This is a genomic window from Halogranum amylolyticum (assembly GCF_900110465.1).
Lineage (GTDB): Archaea > Halobacteriota > Halobacteria > Halobacteriales > Haloferacaceae > Halogranum > Halogranum amylolyticum.
Window position 1 is genome coordinate 24,020 of the sequence record NZ_FODV01000003.1, and the last position, 14,954, is coordinate 38,973.

13 protein-coding genes are annotated in these 14,954 nt (G+C 66.8%); 4 read left to right on the forward strand and 9 right to left on the reverse strand.

Features of this window, described 5'->3' with window-relative positions; genetic code table 11:
* Positions 1-14: 14 nt before the first annotated feature.
* From BSG17_RS06075 to BSG17_RS06090, 4 genes are all read right to left on the reverse strand, one after another.
* Entirely contained in the window at positions 15-344 is a 330-nt protein-coding gene (locus tag BSG17_RS06075; RefSeq protein WP_089822074.1) for a NifU family protein, read from the reverse strand.
* A 74-nt stretch (positions 345-418) separates the two neighbouring features.
* Complete coding sequence (locus BSG17_RS06080) at positions 419-1,864, reverse strand: LVIVD repeat-containing protein (RefSeq protein ID WP_089822076.1); 1,446 nt, start codon at positions 1,862-1,864, stop codon at positions 419-421.
* 90 nt (positions 1,865-1,954) lie between these two features.
* Positions 1,955-2,923 carry an ROK family protein gene (locus BSG17_RS06085; RefSeq protein ID WP_089822079.1) on the reverse strand — a complete coding sequence of 323 codons (969 nt, stop codon included), beginning with the start codon at positions 2,921-2,923 and terminating at the stop codon, positions 1,955-1,957.
* 108 nt (positions 2,924-3,031) lie between these two features.
* A complete protein-coding gene (locus BSG17_RS06090) occupies positions 3,032-3,715 on the reverse strand; it encodes a TIGR00266 family protein (protein WP_089822082.1) in 684 nt (227 codons plus the stop codon).
* Between the two features lie 87 nt (positions 3,716-3,802).
* On the opposite strand from BSG17_RS06090, the gene BSG17_RS06095 reads away from it, so the two are divergent.
* Positions 3,803-4,201, forward strand: a complete 399-nt coding sequence (locus BSG17_RS06095) for a hypothetical protein (protein WP_089822084.1) — start codon at positions 3,803-3,805, stop codon at positions 4,199-4,201.
* Positions 4,202-4,209: 8 nt separating this feature from the next.
* Here the strand turns inward: BSG17_RS06095 and BSG17_RS06100 are convergent, their stop codons facing one another.
* Entirely contained in the window at positions 4,210-4,668 is a 459-nt protein-coding gene (locus BSG17_RS06100) for a universal stress protein (protein ID WP_089822086.1), read from the reverse strand.
* 169 nt (positions 4,669-4,837) lie between these two features.
* Between BSG17_RS06100 and BSG17_RS06105 the strand changes: the two genes are divergently transcribed.
* Complete coding sequence (locus BSG17_RS06105) at positions 4,838-5,578, forward strand: SDR family NAD(P)-dependent oxidoreductase (RefSeq protein ID WP_089823011.1); 741 nt, start codon at positions 4,838-4,840, stop codon at positions 5,576-5,578.
* A gap of 237 nt (positions 5,579-5,815) precedes the next feature.
* Here BSG17_RS06105 and BSG17_RS06110 read toward each other — a convergent pair whose 3' ends face one another.
* Positions 5,816-6,199: a DUF5611 family protein gene (locus BSG17_RS06110; RefSeq protein WP_089822088.1), complete on the reverse strand. Its 384-nt coding sequence runs from the start codon at positions 6,197-6,199 to the stop codon at positions 5,816-5,818.
* A gap of 158 nt (positions 6,200-6,357) precedes the next feature.
* Complete coding sequence (locus BSG17_RS06115; RefSeq protein WP_089822090.1) at positions 6,358-7,305, reverse strand: DUF7093 family protein; 948 nt, start codon at positions 7,303-7,305, stop codon at positions 6,358-6,360.
* 128 nt (positions 7,306-7,433) lie between these two features.
* On the opposite strand from BSG17_RS06115, the gene BSG17_RS06120 reads away from it, so the two are divergent.
* Positions 7,434-7,733, forward strand: a complete 300-nt coding sequence (locus BSG17_RS06120) for a DUF6432 family protein (RefSeq protein ID WP_089822092.1) — start codon at positions 7,434-7,436, stop codon at positions 7,731-7,733.
* An 85-nt stretch (positions 7,734-7,818) separates the two neighbouring features.
* Positions 7,819-8,907 carry a CAF17-like 4Fe-4S cluster assembly/insertion protein YgfZ gene (gene ygfZ / locus BSG17_RS06125; RefSeq protein ID WP_089822094.1) on the forward strand — a complete coding sequence of 363 codons (1,089 nt, stop codon included), beginning with the start codon at positions 7,819-7,821 and terminating at the stop codon, positions 8,905-8,907.
* Positions 8,908-8,938: 31 nt separating this feature from the next.
* On the opposite strand, the gene BSG17_RS06130 is transcribed toward ygfZ, so the two are convergent.
* Together BSG17_RS06130 and BSG17_RS06135 are read right to left on the reverse strand one after the other, a co-directional pair.
* Positions 8,939-10,024, reverse strand: coding sequence for a geranylgeranyl reductase family protein (locus tag BSG17_RS06130; RefSeq protein WP_089822095.1), 1,086 nt, complete (start codon positions 10,022-10,024; stop codon positions 8,939-8,941).
* Positions 10,025-10,149: 125 nt separating this feature from the next.
* Positions 10,150-14,856, reverse strand: a complete 4,707-nt coding sequence (locus BSG17_RS06135) for a multicopper oxidase domain-containing protein (protein ID WP_089822097.1) — start codon at positions 14,854-14,856, stop codon at positions 10,150-10,152.
* Positions 14,857-14,954: the final 98 nt, after the last annotated feature.

The following is a 14,954-nucleotide window of genomic DNA, read 5'->3' on the forward strand; positions in this document are numbered from 1 at the left end:
CCGGACGTCGAGCTTTAGAAGTGCTCGGCAGACTCGTTGGAGAACTGGAGGTCGCCGCCGCGGCCACCCTCGACGGTACTCCCGCTCTGAGTGTCGCCGGTGCTCGGCACGCGGACGGTGACGTCCTCGACCTCCTCGAAGTCGAGGATGAGGTCGCGTTTTATGTTCTGGGCGGTGATGTTGCTGATGCCACAGCCGGAGCAGGTGCCGCCGAGTTCGACGGTGACCTCGCCGGTCTCGGGGTTCGCCTCGCGTACGACGCTCGTCCCGCCGTGCATCTGGATAATCGGCATCTGCCCGACCATCCAGTTCTCGATGCGCTCTTGGAGGCTCTCGTCGGTCATTACCTCCCCTTTGGACTGCAGCTATGGGTATGTTGTGGTTTCCACAGGGAGACCAGAACCGTGAGAGATTCGCGTCAGTCGCGACGGCGGGTCGCGAGTCGCCAGCCGGCGACGCCGAGTGCGGCGAGACCGACACCGACGCCGAATCCGGGGGCGTCGACGTCGCTCGACCCGGTCGACGCCGCCGACCCTGTATCGGCGTGGCCCGTCGGCGTCGGCGACGCGGTGACGACGCCCGACCCGCCGGACGCCGTCTCGTTGCCGAGCGGCGGCGGGTTCTGCTGGTCGCCCGCGTGGTCGGGAAAGACGTAGAGTTCCGCTCCCTCGTTTCGTGGGACGCCCATGTCGCTGGCGACGAACGTCTCGCCGGGGACGGCGAGGCGGGCGGTCCAGAAACTCGCCGCCGAGGGGTCGCGCCACCAGGTCAACTGCTCGGGGTTCGACGGGTCCGAGACGTCGTGTCGCTTGACGCCGCCCCGATACCACGAGGAGTAGAGACGCCCGTCGCGGAACTCGAAATTGTGGGCGGTGGTCCAGACGCCACCTCGTGTCTGGTCGTCCGCCGTCGGCGGATCGACGGTCGCCAGTCGCTCCGGTGTGGTCGGATCGGCGACGTCCCAGAGGTCGATACCGCCGGGCCCGCCGACGAGCCCGCCGTCGTCGGTCCGCCGTGCCCACGTCTCGCGGCCGACGCCGAGAAGGGTCGCGTCCTCGTCGGCGGCGACGTAGTGGTGGTTCCCCGGCGGGGTCGTCCCCTGTCGCTGCACCTCACGCTCTGAGAGGTCGACCAGCTCCGGCCGTGGGACGCCGCCGAAGTTGGCGACGTGGGTCGGCGCAGTCGGGTCAGACACGTCCACGAGCCACGTGCCGGCGTCCCACTGGGCGAGGTAGGCGACGCCGTCTTGCACCCACACGTCGTGCGTCGAGCGGAGCCACGCCGGCACGTCGCGCCACGCCTCGTCGTACTCGGGCAGCGACCAGCGGGCGACCTCCTCGGGGCGCTCGCCCGAGGCGTCGACGACGACGAGGGGGTTCTCGCCGCCGTCGTTGGCGGTCAGATACGCGTAGTCGCCGTCGAGAAAGCAGTTGTGGATGGGGTAGTTGGTCTCGAGAAACCCGATCGTCTCGGGGGTCGCCGGGTCGCTCACGTCCGCGACGAGTATCCCCGCGAGCGCACCCGGAAGCGGGTTGGCGGGGCCGACGACGAGCAGTCGGTCGCCGTCAAGTTTGACGTCGTAGATCATGCGTAACGGACCGCCGTCGCGCTCCGAGAGGAGCTCTCGGCGCTCGGCGACGACCTCCGGGCGGTCGGCCACGGAGACGTCGACGACGGCGTAGCCGTCGGTCGCGGCGACGAAGACATACCGACCGTCCGGACCGACGACGGCCTCCTTCGCGCCGCCGACCGCGACGCTCCCGTAGGGGCGATAGGAACCGGGGTGAGCGGCGGTCGGACTGCTGCCGAAAACGGAGAGGCCAACTCCTGCGAACCCGGCGCGCAACACGTCGCGGCGTCGCATGTCACGAGGCAAGTGACGGACGGTGATAAGCCACGTGGGTCGACACCGTGGCGCGGGGGCTCGTCGGACGAACTGACCGAGGTATCCCGCCTACAGCCGCGACCGGTCGCCCGTTCCTCCGGTGAGTGCGCTTGCGACGGCACCTTTCAGGACGACCTCGTCGCCGAGCGTCGTCAACTGGATCTCGGGAACGTTGATGAACACCATGTCGTCGATCTTCTCCTTGATCGGTTTGAGGATGAGCTCGGGGTTGTTGGTGGCGACCGCACCGCCGATGAAGATGATGAGCGGCGCGTACGCCTGGATGACGTTGGCGACGCCCATCGTGTTCCAGTGGTTCACCTGGTCGATGACGTAGTCGGCGAAGTCGTCTTCGCCGGCGTGTTCGAAGACGTCGATGGCGTCGAAGTCGGGGTCCTCGATGGGGAGATCGGTGTCGATGGTGTCCTCGTTGTAGATGTACTCGGCGTACTGGGGGATGTTGTTCCCGGAACAGTACGCCTCCCAGTGGCCGTCGCGGCCACAGCCACAGCGCATCTCGCCGTTCGGGTCGACCGTCATGTGGCCGACCTCGCCGGCGTTGCCGTCCCACCCCGAGAGGACGTTGCCGTCGACACAGACGCCGGCACCGATACCGGAGGAGATAGTGATGTAGACCATGTCGTCTGGGTTCCGGTCGCTGTAGAAGCGCTCGCCGATGACGCCGGCGGCGGTGTCGTTGTGGAGATAGATGCGGTCGGTGTCCAGCAGTTTCGAGAGCGGACCGGTCAACGGGATGCGGTCGATAGTGTCGGGGAGGTTCGCGGGGTTCTCGACGACGCCCTCCGCGAGATCGAGCGGTCCGATCGAACCGATACCGGCGGCGACAGCCTGCTCGGGGTCGACGTCCGCCTCCTCGAACGCACCGCGGGTGACTGCCAGCACGGCCTCGGTGACCGCGATACCGGTCGGGCCGCGTGGCGTCCCGCGCTTGCTGACTCCAAGGATCTCTGCGTTCTCGTCGGCGACGGCCGCCCGGACGTTCGTCGCCCCCAGGTCGACGCCCACGTAGTAGGCCATTGTCTATGTAGGCACGTCCCCGGCACTTAACTACACGCGTTCTAAATTCTTTGTGCGACTGTCTAACCCGGAAATCGACCGGGAGAAGCGTGCTACCGTCCCCCTAACTCACTGCCCGTTGGGCGTGTTCGACGGCAGCTTCGGGACGAGCCACGCGAGGAAGGCGTCCTGACTGCGCGACTGGAGCCACACGGTTCCGGGACCGGTGAACTCGCAGACGAGCCCCTCGCCGCTGAACAGCGTCGACTTCAGCCCGCCGACGCGTCGCACCTCGAACGTCGTCGACTGCTCGAAGGCGACGATGTGGCCGGTGTCGACCACGTACCGTTCGCCCTCCGCGAGATCGACCTCGTGGATCGCCCCGTAACTGGAGAGAAACGTCGGCCCGGTCCCCGTCAGCCGTAGCAGGAACAGCCCCTCACCGCCGAAGAAGGTGCGGCCGCCGCCGAACTCCGTGTCGAGTTCGACGGTGTCGTCCGCGGCGAGGAACGACCCCGACTGGACGAGCAGCGTCTCGTCGTCGATGTCGTGACGAACCACGTCACCCGGGAGTGGCGGCGCGAGCGTGATGTGGCCCGCCTCGCGGGCAGTGTAGGTGTTCTGGAAGAAGCTCTCGCCGCCGAGGACGCTCCGCTTCAGCGATCCCAGGATGCCGCCGTTGGCGTTGGTCTCGACGTCGAGACCCGGCGTGTGACTCACCATCGACCCCGCCTCGGTGCGGAGGCGTTCCTCGGCGTCGAGGTGGATCGTCAGGAGGGCGAAGGAGGGACGGTAGTCGATCTCGTGCTCCATACTCGGTCGTCGCACGAACAGGCCATAACTCCTCGCTCGAACCGAACGACGAGAAAGGCTATCAATCTCCGTGTCCAAAGTTGACATATGTCGGACTCCAGTACGTCGACCGATCTGACGGCCGAAGAACAGACCGCGATGCACGAAGTCGAGGTCGGCCTCGAGTGGATGCTCCGAGCACAGGGACATCTGCTCGCGTTCCACCACGCCATCGGTCACGGGATGGACCACCTCGACGTCGCCGAGACAGAGCTCCGAGCGGCCGAGTATACGACACTCGCGGATCGCATCCGAGACGACATCCTCCCGCGCGGTGTGACCGCGGACGACCGCTGGTCGTACAGCGTCGTCGAGGAGTTCCAAGCGTCGTTTCTGGCGCCGCTCACCGAGTTCGAGCGCGTCGCACGCGACAGCGTCACCGACGGGGAACGACACGTCGCAGAGCGAGCACAGGAGAGAGCGTGGCGCGAGCGCGCCCGTCGGTAGCCACGTCGCTACTTCGTGTCGGCGCGGACGAAGGTGACGGGACACGGCGCCGAGAGCATGACCTCCTGGGCGACGCTGCCGAAGACGGCCTTCCCGGTCGGCGAGCGCTTGCGACCGCCGACGACGACGCGGTCGGCGTCGACCGCTTCTGCGAGGTCGACGATGGCTTTCCCGTGGTCGCCGACGGCACCGCGGACCTCGTAGTCGACGCCGGCGTCGTCGAGTCGTTTCGTCAGTTCGCGGATGGTCGCGTGTCGGGCGGCGACGTCGTTCGGCGAGACCTCGTCGGCCGTCGTGTCGAACTCCAGTTTGTCGAGTGCGTCGTCGTACTCGGACTTGGTGAAGACGTGGCCGAGGACGACCGTCGAACCGGCGGGGCCGGCGACGTCGATAGTCTCTTCAGCGAGTCGATCGATGCGGTCGCTGTCGCTCGGACCGACGGCGAGTAGAATCGTATCGAGTGACATACGACTCGGTTATCGCCTCTGCTTCTTAAACATGGCGGAGGGTTTACTCGGTGCTGAATAAAGATTTGTCGAGAAGGTGCGTTACCACTCGTCGCGACAGAGAGTATCATGTTACTTGTAGCTTTCCCCGACCGGGAGGGCTTTGGGAGACGCGGACGAGACGAGAGACATGTTGTCGCCCGACCTAACGGGACGGACGGTGCTGGTGACGGGGAGTGCGAAGGGGATCGGTCGTGAACTGCTGCTCGCGACCGCCGAGGCGGGTGCGTCCGTCGCCGTCCACTACCACACGAGCGCAGAGGAAGCGAGGGAGACCGCCGCGGCGGCCGCAGAGCGCGGCGCGCCGGAGACGACGACGGTCCGTGGCAACGTCACCGAGCCGGACGCCGTCGACGCCATGTTCGACGCCGTCGAGAAGGATCTCGGCCCGGTCGACGTGCTCGTCAACAACGTCGGCGCGTTCGCCCCCTCGCACTGGGAGGAGATCGACTTCGAGACGTGGAACACGGTGCTGGAGACGAACTTCAACGGCACTTACCTCTGCTCGAAGCGCGCCCTCCCCGCGATGCGTGAACAGGGGTGGGGACGGATCGTCAACGTCGGCTACGCCGGCAGCGAACGGGCGCTCGTCCACCCGAAGAACTTCCCGTACTTCGTCGCCAAGACGGGCGTGCTCATGTTCACGCGGATGCTGGCGACGGATACGCAGGACGACGGTATCACCGTCAACGCCGTTTCGCCGTATGTCGTCGAGAACTCCGACGAGTTCCCCGCGGACGCCCCCCGCGGGCGGTGGGCGCGGTTCGAGGACCTCCGGCAGGTGATGCTGTTCTTCCTCGACGAGGACAGCGACTACATCAGCGGCGAGAACGTCGAGATCGACGGCGGGTGGCAGCCCGAGCGGTTGTAGGTCGGTGACGGCGCTGTCGCCGTCGTGGTGGCAGTGCGGAGAGACGAGAACGTCGTACCGCGAGTCGTACCGCGAGCGGGGGTCGAAGACCCGAGTCTCGTGGAGCGGGGTTTTCCATCCACGGGAAGACGCATCGCGTCTTCCAAGCCTTCGCGGTGAAACCGCGAAGAGAGCTTTTTTAGTGGGGCCGAGCGGGCCAAAGGCCGGCGAGGCCCCACGCTGAAAAAAGGTCGAGGTTCAGTAATCCGGTGCGTCGTCCTCGACGGCGCGTTTCATCGAGTCGCGGCGGGACTTCGCGTCGCGACCGGTCGCCTCCAGCAGGAACTCGTTTTTCACGTTGACGGCGTCGGCGGCGTGGTCGGCGAGCCCCTCGGCGATGACCTCTTCGGCGGAGCGCTCCTCGAAGTGGACGGCGAGTTTGTCCTTCTTGCCGCTGTACTCGACCGCGCCGGCGACGATCTTCGTGAAGACGGGGTTCTTCGGTTCGCCGACGACGAACAGGTCGCTGCCGCGGTACTCGTCGGTCCCGGTGATGGGGCCGAAGTACTCCTCGATACTCGCCTCGAGGTCGGGCATCCGTTCGTCGAGCGTCTCACCGCGTCGCATCTTGTACTCCTTCATGACAGGCCGTTCGGTAGGGGATGGTTTACCTGTTTCGTCGTTCGAATCGCGTGCAGACTGTTGTCAGCCGTCGAAACCGGCGTCAGCAGCGAGTTCGTACAAAAAGGTTGCTACTGGAACCGCGGTGGGTGAGCGACACGTCTCCGTGCGGCGGCCGGTCACCGTTCGCGTTCGGTGATGTAGCCGTGTTTACACTCCGGGCAGATGTCGCCCGCGCGCATCGACGACTGGTCTGCGTCGCGCGTCATCTCGCAGGCGGGGCAGAAGTACTCCGTCGGCAGTTCGGACGCGTCGGTTCGTGAGAGCGTCTCCGCGCGGGTGAACCCACCCGAGGACCCGCCGGTCCGGTCGGTCGGCTCGTCTTCCGCGTTGCCGATGAACTCCGCGTCGTACCCCGCTTCGACGGTGTCGTCTTCAGAGAGCTCGGGGGCGAGTTTGTCGCCGAAGTCGACCTCGACGTCGCCCTCGTCGGCGGCGGGCGGGTCGGCCGCGAACCCCTCGTCTTCGCCCTCTTGCGCCGGCCACGCGCGCGACTCGCTCTCGCCGGCGTCGAGTTCGGTCTCGACCTCTTCGAGCGTCGGCATCCGACCGTCGCCGCGGTCGACTTCGTCCGCGTCGGGCCACTCGCCGGGCTGGCGTTCGGCCGGCTCCTCCTCCTCGTCGAGGATGATACCGTCGTCCTCCTCGGCGCTCTGGGGTGGGTCGAACGACTCCGCGTCGGCTTCGACCGATTCCACGTCGGCCTCGAACGACTCCGTGTCGGCTCCGAACGACGAGTCGACGGTCGCAGTCTCGTCGGCGATCCCCTCGGTGGCCGGATGGGGGTTCGGTTCGGACCACTCCGACTCCTCGGCGTTCGGGACCTCAGCCTGTCTCTCCGGTTCGGTGGCTGTGGTCTCGCCCTCACCGTCCTCGAACCCTGTCACCTCCGAGGCCGGTCGGATCGAGGTTACCTCCTTGTTCTCGCTGATGATCCGTGTGTGGCCACACCGCGTGCAGGTCTTCACCTCGCGGACGGTGACGACCATCTCCTCACCCTCCTCCTCTCGTTCGCGCTCGATCTCGGGGTCGGCGAAATCGTGCCCGAGTAGACACCTGAGTCCCATTGCACGCACCTTCCGAGGTCCAAGACTAAAACCTACCTCCTCTCCGTCTGCCGAGCGTCAGACGTCCCCGGTCGACGGACGTCGCTCACGCCGGTAAGCGTAAAACCGCCGCGCTCGTTGGAGAGGGTATGAGAGCGAAGCGGGAGTATCGGGACCGCGGCGACGTCGAGGTCGCCGTCCTCGATGCACTCGTCGACCGCGCGGAGGAGGGGATGACCGTCTTCGAGCTCCGTGCGGCAGTCGACGCTGACATCGACACGATCGAAACGGCGCTGGGCGAACTCAAGGACGACAACCTCATCAACGTCGAGAACGCCCACGAACGCATCCGTATCCGCCCGGACGATCGTGTCGTCCCCGACCCGGAGGAGCGACAGGACGACGAACAGGGGATTCTGGACGTCGTCCGCGAGAAGTTCGGACTCTGAGCCGGCGTCGACGAGCGAGCGGACCCCCGCGAGCGTCGCGACCGATGACGGGACGTTTTACCCACCGCCCCCGTACGACTCAGCGATGACTGTGCTACGCGACTTCCATGCGGACCACGGCGCGACGTTCGAGGAGCGTGGCGGCCGAGCGGTCGTTCGTGACTACGGCCGCCCGGCAGTCGCACACCGGGCCGTCCGCAACGGGGTCGGTGCGATCGAGATGGGCTACGGGGTCGTCCTCGTCGAGGGCGACGACCGCGTCGAGTTCGTCGACAACGCGGTGTCGAACCGCGTCCCGACGACCGACGGCGAGGGCTGTTATGCCCTCCTCTTGGATCCCCAGGGTCGCATCGAGACCGACATGTACGTCTACAACGCCGGCGAGCGGCTGCTTCTCTTCACGCCGCCGACGCAGGCCGAACCGCTCGTCGCCGACTGGCGGGAGAACGTCTTCATCCAAGACGTCGAGATCCGCGACGCCTCCGAGGACTTCGCCGTCTTCGGCGTCCATGGCCCGCAGTCGACCGAGAAGGTCGCGAGCGTCCTCAACCACGCCGGCGCGCCCGAACCCCACCTCTCGTTCGTCCGCGGCTCGATCGCCGACGTCGGCGTCACCGTCGTCGCCAGTGACGGACTCACCGGGGAGGAGGGGTACGAGATCGTCTGTTCGGCCGACGAGGCCGAGACGCTGTTCGACGCACTGCTCACCTACGGCAACGCGTCGGCCCCCTTCGGCTACGCCACTTGGGAGTCGCTGACGCTGGAGGCCGGAACGCCGCTGTTCGAGACGGAACTGGCCGGCCGACTGCCGAACGTGCTCGGCCTCCGGACCGCGCTCGACTTCGACAAGGGCTGTTACGTCGGTCAGGAGGTCGTCTCGAAGGTCGAGAACCGCGGGCAGCCGAGTCAGCGACTCGTCGGGTTGCGACCCGAGTCGCTGCCGGCCGGCGAGGCGGCCGTCTTCGCGGACGACGCCGCCGTCGGCGAGGTAACCCGCGCCGTCGACAGCCCGAGTCTCGACGGACCCGCCGCGCTCGCGCTCGTCGACTACGACCTCGACGCCGACGCGGCGCTCACGGTCCGCGTCGACGGCGACGAGGTGACCACAGAACGAACCGAACTCCCGTTCGTCGAGGGGAGCGACCGGTCCGGCCGACTCCCCACGTACCGCTGAACGCCGAGGCGACCGAGATCAGGAAGTCGGACTACGACCGCGAGAGGAGCGCCCGGAGGTGTTCCCGCGAGAAGAACGAGGAGGGTCTGTCCATGTGGACGCCGATCTCGCCGGCCAGCGCACCGAGTCCGAGTCGCTGGACCGGTTCCGGAAGCGAGTACGCCCGTCGGACGAGGTGGCCCAACTGGATCTCTCGGGAGAGCGCGTCCCGCCACGCCCGTTCGTAGTCGGCCAGCGTCCGCGGGTGGTCGGGGTCGATCTCGGCGACGGCGTGGTCGGCGGCGGTCATCCCGTAGAGGATGCCGCCACCGGTGAACGGTTTCGTCTGGGCGGCCGCGTCGCCGAGCAGGAACACCCGTCGAGTCGTCACCGTCTCTGGCGGGCCGATGGGGATGGCACCCGAACAGAACCGGTCGGTCTCGACGCCATACGCCTCGGTGAGCACGTCGAACAGCTCGTTGACCTCCTTGCCCGGCGGCGCGGCGAGGCCGTACTCGACGCCCGCGTCGCCACGGGGAATGCGCCACGCGAAGAACCGCGGGACGGTGAGGTGGACGGCCACGTCGTCGCCGAAGTCCGGCTCGTCGGTGAACGCGAGCACGCCGTGGAGCTTCTCGGCGGGTTCGGGGAGCCCGACCTCCCGACGGACCCGAGAGATCGGCCCGTCGCTGCCGGCGACCATCTTCGCCTCGAACTCTCGGGTCTCGCCACCGACGCTCGCCGTCACGGTGACGTGCGTCGCGTGTTCGTCGATGGCGGTGACCGTGTGCCCCTCGCGGACGTCGGCACCGGCGTCGCGGGCGACGTCGGCGAGCGTCCGGTCGAGTTCGACGCGGTCGACCACGTTCGACACCTCCTCGGTCTTGTAGAAGCGGTTGGCGTCGCTCTCGGGGCCACCGACGTGGAAGTTCGCGCCGTAGACGCGGTTCTGTAGCAGGCGCTCTTTGGCGTTGTCGGGGACGTAGGACCAGATGTCGGTGCTGACGTGTCCGGAGCAGGCCAGCGGCGTCCCCACCTCACCTTTCTCCAGCGCGAGCACGTCGTATCCGGCCTCGGCGGCGCGGCGGGCGAACCGGGCGCCGGAGGGACCGACGCCGACCACGACGAAGTCGTACATACGCCGGTGTGACGGGGCGTGCGGTAAATACGTTCCCGGTTTCCGGTTAGGTTCGGTCACCCCAAGTACGGGCCGGTACGACGTCCGGCGTACGATTCGAAAAAAGAGACCGTGGTGCTGTTCGTTCAGTGGCTGCTCGTGTCGAACTCGTCGGTGAGGTGGACGTTCCGGACGCGCGGATGTTCGCCGTCGGCGATGGCCGACCATGGGATCTCGTACCGTGCGCACTCCGAGTCGACGACGAGACAGGAGGTGCTCCCCTCGCTGGCGTCGCGGATCTCGACCGACGTTCCCGCTCGCTCACAGGCCTCTATCCCGACGAACCGGACGTCAGCGCCGGTCAGGTCCGTGATCTGGCTGGTGTCGACCGGGCCGGTGAACAGGTAGGCTGCACCGGCCTCGGTGGCTTCCTGGGCGCTCCACGGGACGCCGATGAGGACGTCGATCGTCCCGTCACCGGTCAGGTCGCCGCGAGTGACGTTCCACCCGGGGCGGCGGTCGATGGGCGTCGCACAGCGGTCCGGCAGCGGCTGGACGGGTTGCTCGAAGTCGTGCTGTCTGTCGCCGACGCGGAGGAACCCCCACTCGCCGGACTCGAGTTTGAGTCGCTGTCTCGTCTCCTGATAGATGAAGTCGCCGGTGCTCCCGGCGAGTCCGCCGGCCCCACCTTTCGGTTCGACGATGTCGCTTTTGGTGACGCTCGTCTGGTCGTCGACGCCGATGTCCTTGGACTGTTCGACGTTCCGGAGTCGGTTCCACTGGTGGGCCGCGAGGTGGAACACGAGTCCGTCGGCCTTGTCGGCCGTCTTGTGGATGTCGAGACGGATCGGGTCGCCGAGCATCGCCCGCAGGATCGGCGTCACGGGGTCGCCGTGAGCACCTGAATCGTAGACGTCCCACGGGTCGTCGTCCGCCTCGAACCGACGGGAGAACGGTTCCGAGCGGTAGTTGACGGCCGCGAACCCGTGGTCCTCGGCGTCGCCGAGCTGGTTACACGGCGCGTCGGCGTCGAACTCCTCGTCGTCGCCCGGCGGGACGACGCAGTCGTCTCTGTCGTTTCTGTTGACGATGTACTGTCCGTCGGCGAACGCGAGTGCGTAACTGCGGTAGTCGTCGCCGTTCGGCACCTTCGCGATGACCGAGTCGTTGCGACCCTGCGGTGCGGGTTCGCCCGTCGTGGCGTCGAGATACTCGACGCCCTCCTCGCCGATGACGAGTCGGCCGTAGGCGCCGTGGTGACGGTTGCTCCTGACGTCCGCGTGGTCGTGGAGGACGGCCGAGCCGATCTCGCCGTTGGCGTACCAGCGGTAGGTGATGCTCTCGCCGGGACCGATCGTCTGGTCCCAGTTGAAGCCGGCGGTCGTCCCGTCGGACCCGAGCACGTCCATCTGGACGCGCTTGGGGTGCAGCGAGATGCGCTTCGAGCGCTCCCACTCTTGGTCCGGCCCCTGCATCTCGGGGTGAGGATGATCCTCGTCGATAGCGTCGAAGTCGATGTCGTTGGTCAGCGTGACCTCGATGCAGTCGTTCTCGCTCGCCCAGAGCGTCAGCGGCGCCAGCGGCAGGTCGCCGTTCTTGATCGCGTCGACGTCCCGGGTGAGGGCGTAGGCGATGCCGTACGGGTCGTAGTCGCCGTACTCGTTGTACTCGATCTCCGCGTCGAACGCCGAGACGTTGAACTCCTGGACCGTCGCGTCCTCGGGACACGGGTCGCCGGGGATCGGTGCCTTCGGCGGCGGGTTGCCGTCGATGGCGCTGTTCTGCCGAGCGTTCTTGTCCGGCGGGAAGTCCTTGCAGTCGTCGTCGCCGTAGAGGAGTCGGGCGAGTTGGCCGTACTCGCTCCAGTCGCAGTCAGAGTGCGCTGCGGGGTGACCCATCTTCCGAAGCTCCTGCTTGGAGATGGAGCCGTCCGGCGCACCTTGGTCCGGCAGCGGTTCGATGTGGTCGACCTCCGCGCCGATCTCGCGGAACAGCCCCCACATCCCGTCCCAGAGGTCGTCGACCACCGTCGAGCCGTACATGTAGTCTCTGATCGGGAGCCCCGACGGGTTCTCCTCGAGGTTCTCGAAGATGTTCTCGAGGTCCTCGAACTCCTCTTCGGGTTCGAGGTCCATCGTGTACGCTTCGGACGTGCCGATGATCTGCGAGGTGGCGTCCTGCGGGTCGACGCCGACGGTGGGGAACTGCCGGCCGTGGATGGAGAAGTTGTGCTGCTCCTCGTAGGCGGCCTGCCAGAGGCGGAACCGGACCGGGTCACCCTCGTAGGCCTCGAAGACGGGCGTCGAGGGGTCGCCGTGGACGTACGAGGAGTGGACGTAGGCCGGGTCGGCGTCGTCGCGGTGGTAGTACGGCGCGTTGCGGTAGTTGAGCGCCATCACCCCCGCGTTCTCGCCGTGTTCCACCTGTGGGTTGACGAGCTCGCCGTCCCGGTCGACCAGCTGCGCGAAGTCCTGGTAGGCGACACAGAACTCCCGGTAGTCGGGACCGTCGTCCTGCTGGATGATCGCCTGGGTCCCGCTCCGGATGGGGTCGCCGCTGTAGGGGTCGAGCCACCGCGAGTTCGGCGGTTCGACCACGAGCGACGCGAACGACCCGTGCATCACGTCGTCGATGCCGGTGATGTGGTCGTGGAAGAAGATGGTCCCCTCCTCGTCGGCGTACCAGCGGTAGTGGCTGGTGGCACCGGCCTCCGTCTCTTGGTTGTAGTTGAAGCCGGTCGCCAACGAGTCTGACCCGAGCAGGTCGTAGGAGACGAAGTGGATGTGCGTCGACTTGCCGCCCGCCTCGATCGGAACGCTCTCCGCGCCGCCGTCCTCGCCCTCCGGGTTCTCGGGGAACCGGTCGCCGGGCAGCGCGGCGACGTTCTCGTCGGTCACCTCGTTTTTGAACGTGATGTCGACGCAGTCGCCGACGTTCGCGCGGATGACCAGCGGTTCGGGGTTCATCTTCCCCTCGCGCACCAGGTCGGCGTGCTCCTCGAGCACGTAGACGATGCCGTTGGGGTCGTGGTCGCCGGCGTCGTTGTAGACGATGTCCGCCGGCAGGGCGACGATGGTGTACTCGCGTAGCTCGCCCTCGAACGCCGGTTCGTACTCGTCGATCTCCGGTTCGCACGGATCGGAGTACGGCGCGCCGGGTTTGATCTCGCCCTTTCGGGTGAGTGCCCGCTCCTCCTCCGGTTCCGGGTCGCGGAACTCGTCGAGTCCGGCGGCACCGTAAGGCGGGTACGGCGGTGTTTCGCCGAACTCGCCGGGGATGAACTCGGGGAAGCCGGGGATGTTACTCTCCTTCGGGAGCGGCGGGTCGTTGCAGGGGAGCTTCTGCAGACAGTCGCGTTCCTTGTCGAGAACGCGCATGATCCCCCACATCCCCTCCCCGTAGTGCGGGAAGAGGTGGCAGTGGAACAGGACGTCGCCGACGGAGCCGTGGGCGCCACCCGCACCGACCTCGAACGCCTCGTCGAACGACATCTCCGGCCGGAGGGAGGTGAAGTCAGTGATGCCTGCCTCGGGGGTGCCGAACGCGACGTTGTAGGGGCTCTCGTACACCGACCCGAGACCGATCGTCTGCGAGTCGATGGTGTCGGAGGTCTCTCGACCGGGTACCTCCTTCCAACGGTGGCCGTGGAGGTGGTGGACGTGGTTCTCCTCGACGGAGGCCCCGACCGGGATGGCCATCACCGGGTCGCCGACGTACATCGGGTAGACGTTGTCGCCGCCGCCGGGGTCGCCGTGCGCCCACGAACTGTAGAACGGCGCGGCGTCCTCGCCGACGTTACCGAACTCGGTCTCCCCGAAGCGGTTCCCCGTCGGGTCAGCACGGTAGTTGATGGCGTGCGTCGTTTGCAGTTCGTCGCTGCCGGGGAGGGTGAGATCCTCGCCGTCGGCAGTCTCGATCCCCTCCGGGGTGTGGTAGTGGACGAGGAACTGCCGGTAGCTCAGACCGGGGACGAGACCGGCGTCCTTCGCCTCCTGCGAGATGCTCTCGGGGTGGTGGATGTCGGCCTGTACGCGACCCTGTACCTCCTCGCCCGTGTACGGGTCGGTCCACGTCGTCCCCTGCGGATGGACGACCACGGACCCGAACAGTCCGCGGGCCAGCAGGTTCGTCTCCTGCGGCGAGTCCTCCTCGCTACTGAAGAACGACTGGTTCGCCCCGTCGAGGAAGAAGTGGCCGCCGTACTCGCTGGCGTACCACCGATAGGTGCGACTCTCGCCGGGCGGGACGACGGTGCTGGGGTTCTGACCGACCTCCATCCCGTCGCTCTCCTCGACGTCGTACGGGAGCCCCGTCTGGTGCATCGACGCACAGCGGTCGAGATCGTTGTGGAACTCGATCTCGATGAGGTCGCCCTTGTTCGCCCGCAGGGTGAGCGGCTGGATGAGCCGCGTGTCGCCGTCGGCGCGCTTCTCTTCCGGGATGTCTTCGCAGAACACTTCCGCGTCCTCGTCCTCGAAGACTGTGTTGTTCCCGCAGGGGACCTTCCCCGAGAGTTTGTTGATCTCGTCGAGGTCGTCCTCCAGGGCGTACATCACGCCGATCGGCTGGTGGAGTCCGTAGCGGTTGTAGACGATGTCGACGTCGATCGCGTGAACGTCGAAGTGTCGGACCTCCCCACCCTCGTCGGGCTCCTCGGGGACCGATTCCTCGTTGGCCGACAGTTCGCCGGAGCCGTCGGTGCTGGTGGGAAGACCCGCACCGGCGGCGAGCGCACTGCCCGCGGCGAGAAACGATCGCCGTGACGTCGTCAGCTCGTCTCCGAGCCGGGCGTCCTCCGGCTCACTACCTCGTGTCGTCGGATTCTCTCCGTTGTTCGACTCGTCGTGTTTCATCGACGGTCAGCCAGAACATTGTGACGGTATTTATTATTGGAAATATAAGAATATCATAACTACTTGTTTTTTGAGTAACGACGACTTACATTTTAGCA

Bases quoted from the DNA above. Each gene is read 5' to 3' on its own strand.
- BSG17_RS06075 (WP_089822074.1), bottom strand. From the start codon at position 344: ATGACCGACGAGAGCCTCCAAGAGCGCATCGAGAACTGGATGGTCGGG.
- BSG17_RS06080 (WP_089822076.1), bottom strand. From the start codon at position 1,864: ATGCGACGCCGCGACGTGTTGCGCGCCGGGTTCGCAGGAGTTGGCCTC.
- BSG17_RS06085 (WP_089822079.1), bottom strand. From the start codon at position 2,923: ATGGCCTACTACGTGGGCGTCGACCTGGGGGCGACGAACGTCCGGGCG.
- BSG17_RS06090 (WP_089822082.1), bottom strand. From the start codon at position 3,715: ATGGAGCACGAGATCGACTACCGTCCCTCCTTCGCCCTCCTGACGATC.
- BSG17_RS06095 (WP_089822084.1), top strand. From the start codon at position 3,803: ATGTCGGACTCCAGTACGTCGACCGATCTGACGGCCGAAGAACAGACC.
- BSG17_RS06100 (WP_089822086.1), bottom strand. From the start codon at position 4,668: ATGTCACTCGATACGATTCTACTCGCCGTCGGTCCGAGCGACAGCGAC.
- BSG17_RS06105 (WP_089823011.1), top strand. From the start codon at position 4,838: ATGTTGTCGCCCGACCTAACGGGACGGACGGTGCTGGTGACGGGGAGT.
- BSG17_RS06110 (WP_089822088.1), bottom strand. From the start codon at position 6,199: ATGAAGGAGTACAAGATGCGACGCGGTGAGACGCTCGACGAACGGATG.
- BSG17_RS06115 (WP_089822090.1), bottom strand. From the start codon at position 7,305: ATGGGACTCAGGTGTCTACTCGGGCACGATTTCGCCGACCCCGAGATC.
- BSG17_RS06120 (WP_089822092.1), top strand. From the start codon at position 7,434: ATGAGAGCGAAGCGGGAGTATCGGGACCGCGGCGACGTCGAGGTCGCC.
- ygfZ (WP_089822094.1), top strand. From the start codon at position 7,819: ATGACTGTGCTACGCGACTTCCATGCGGACCACGGCGCGACGTTCGAG.
- BSG17_RS06130 (WP_089822095.1), bottom strand. From the start codon at position 10,024: ATGTACGACTTCGTCGTGGTCGGCGTCGGTCCCTCCGGCGCCCGGTTC.
- BSG17_RS06135 (WP_089822097.1), bottom strand. From the start codon at position 14,856: ATGAAACACGACGAGTCGAACAACGGAGAGAATCCGACGACACGAGGT.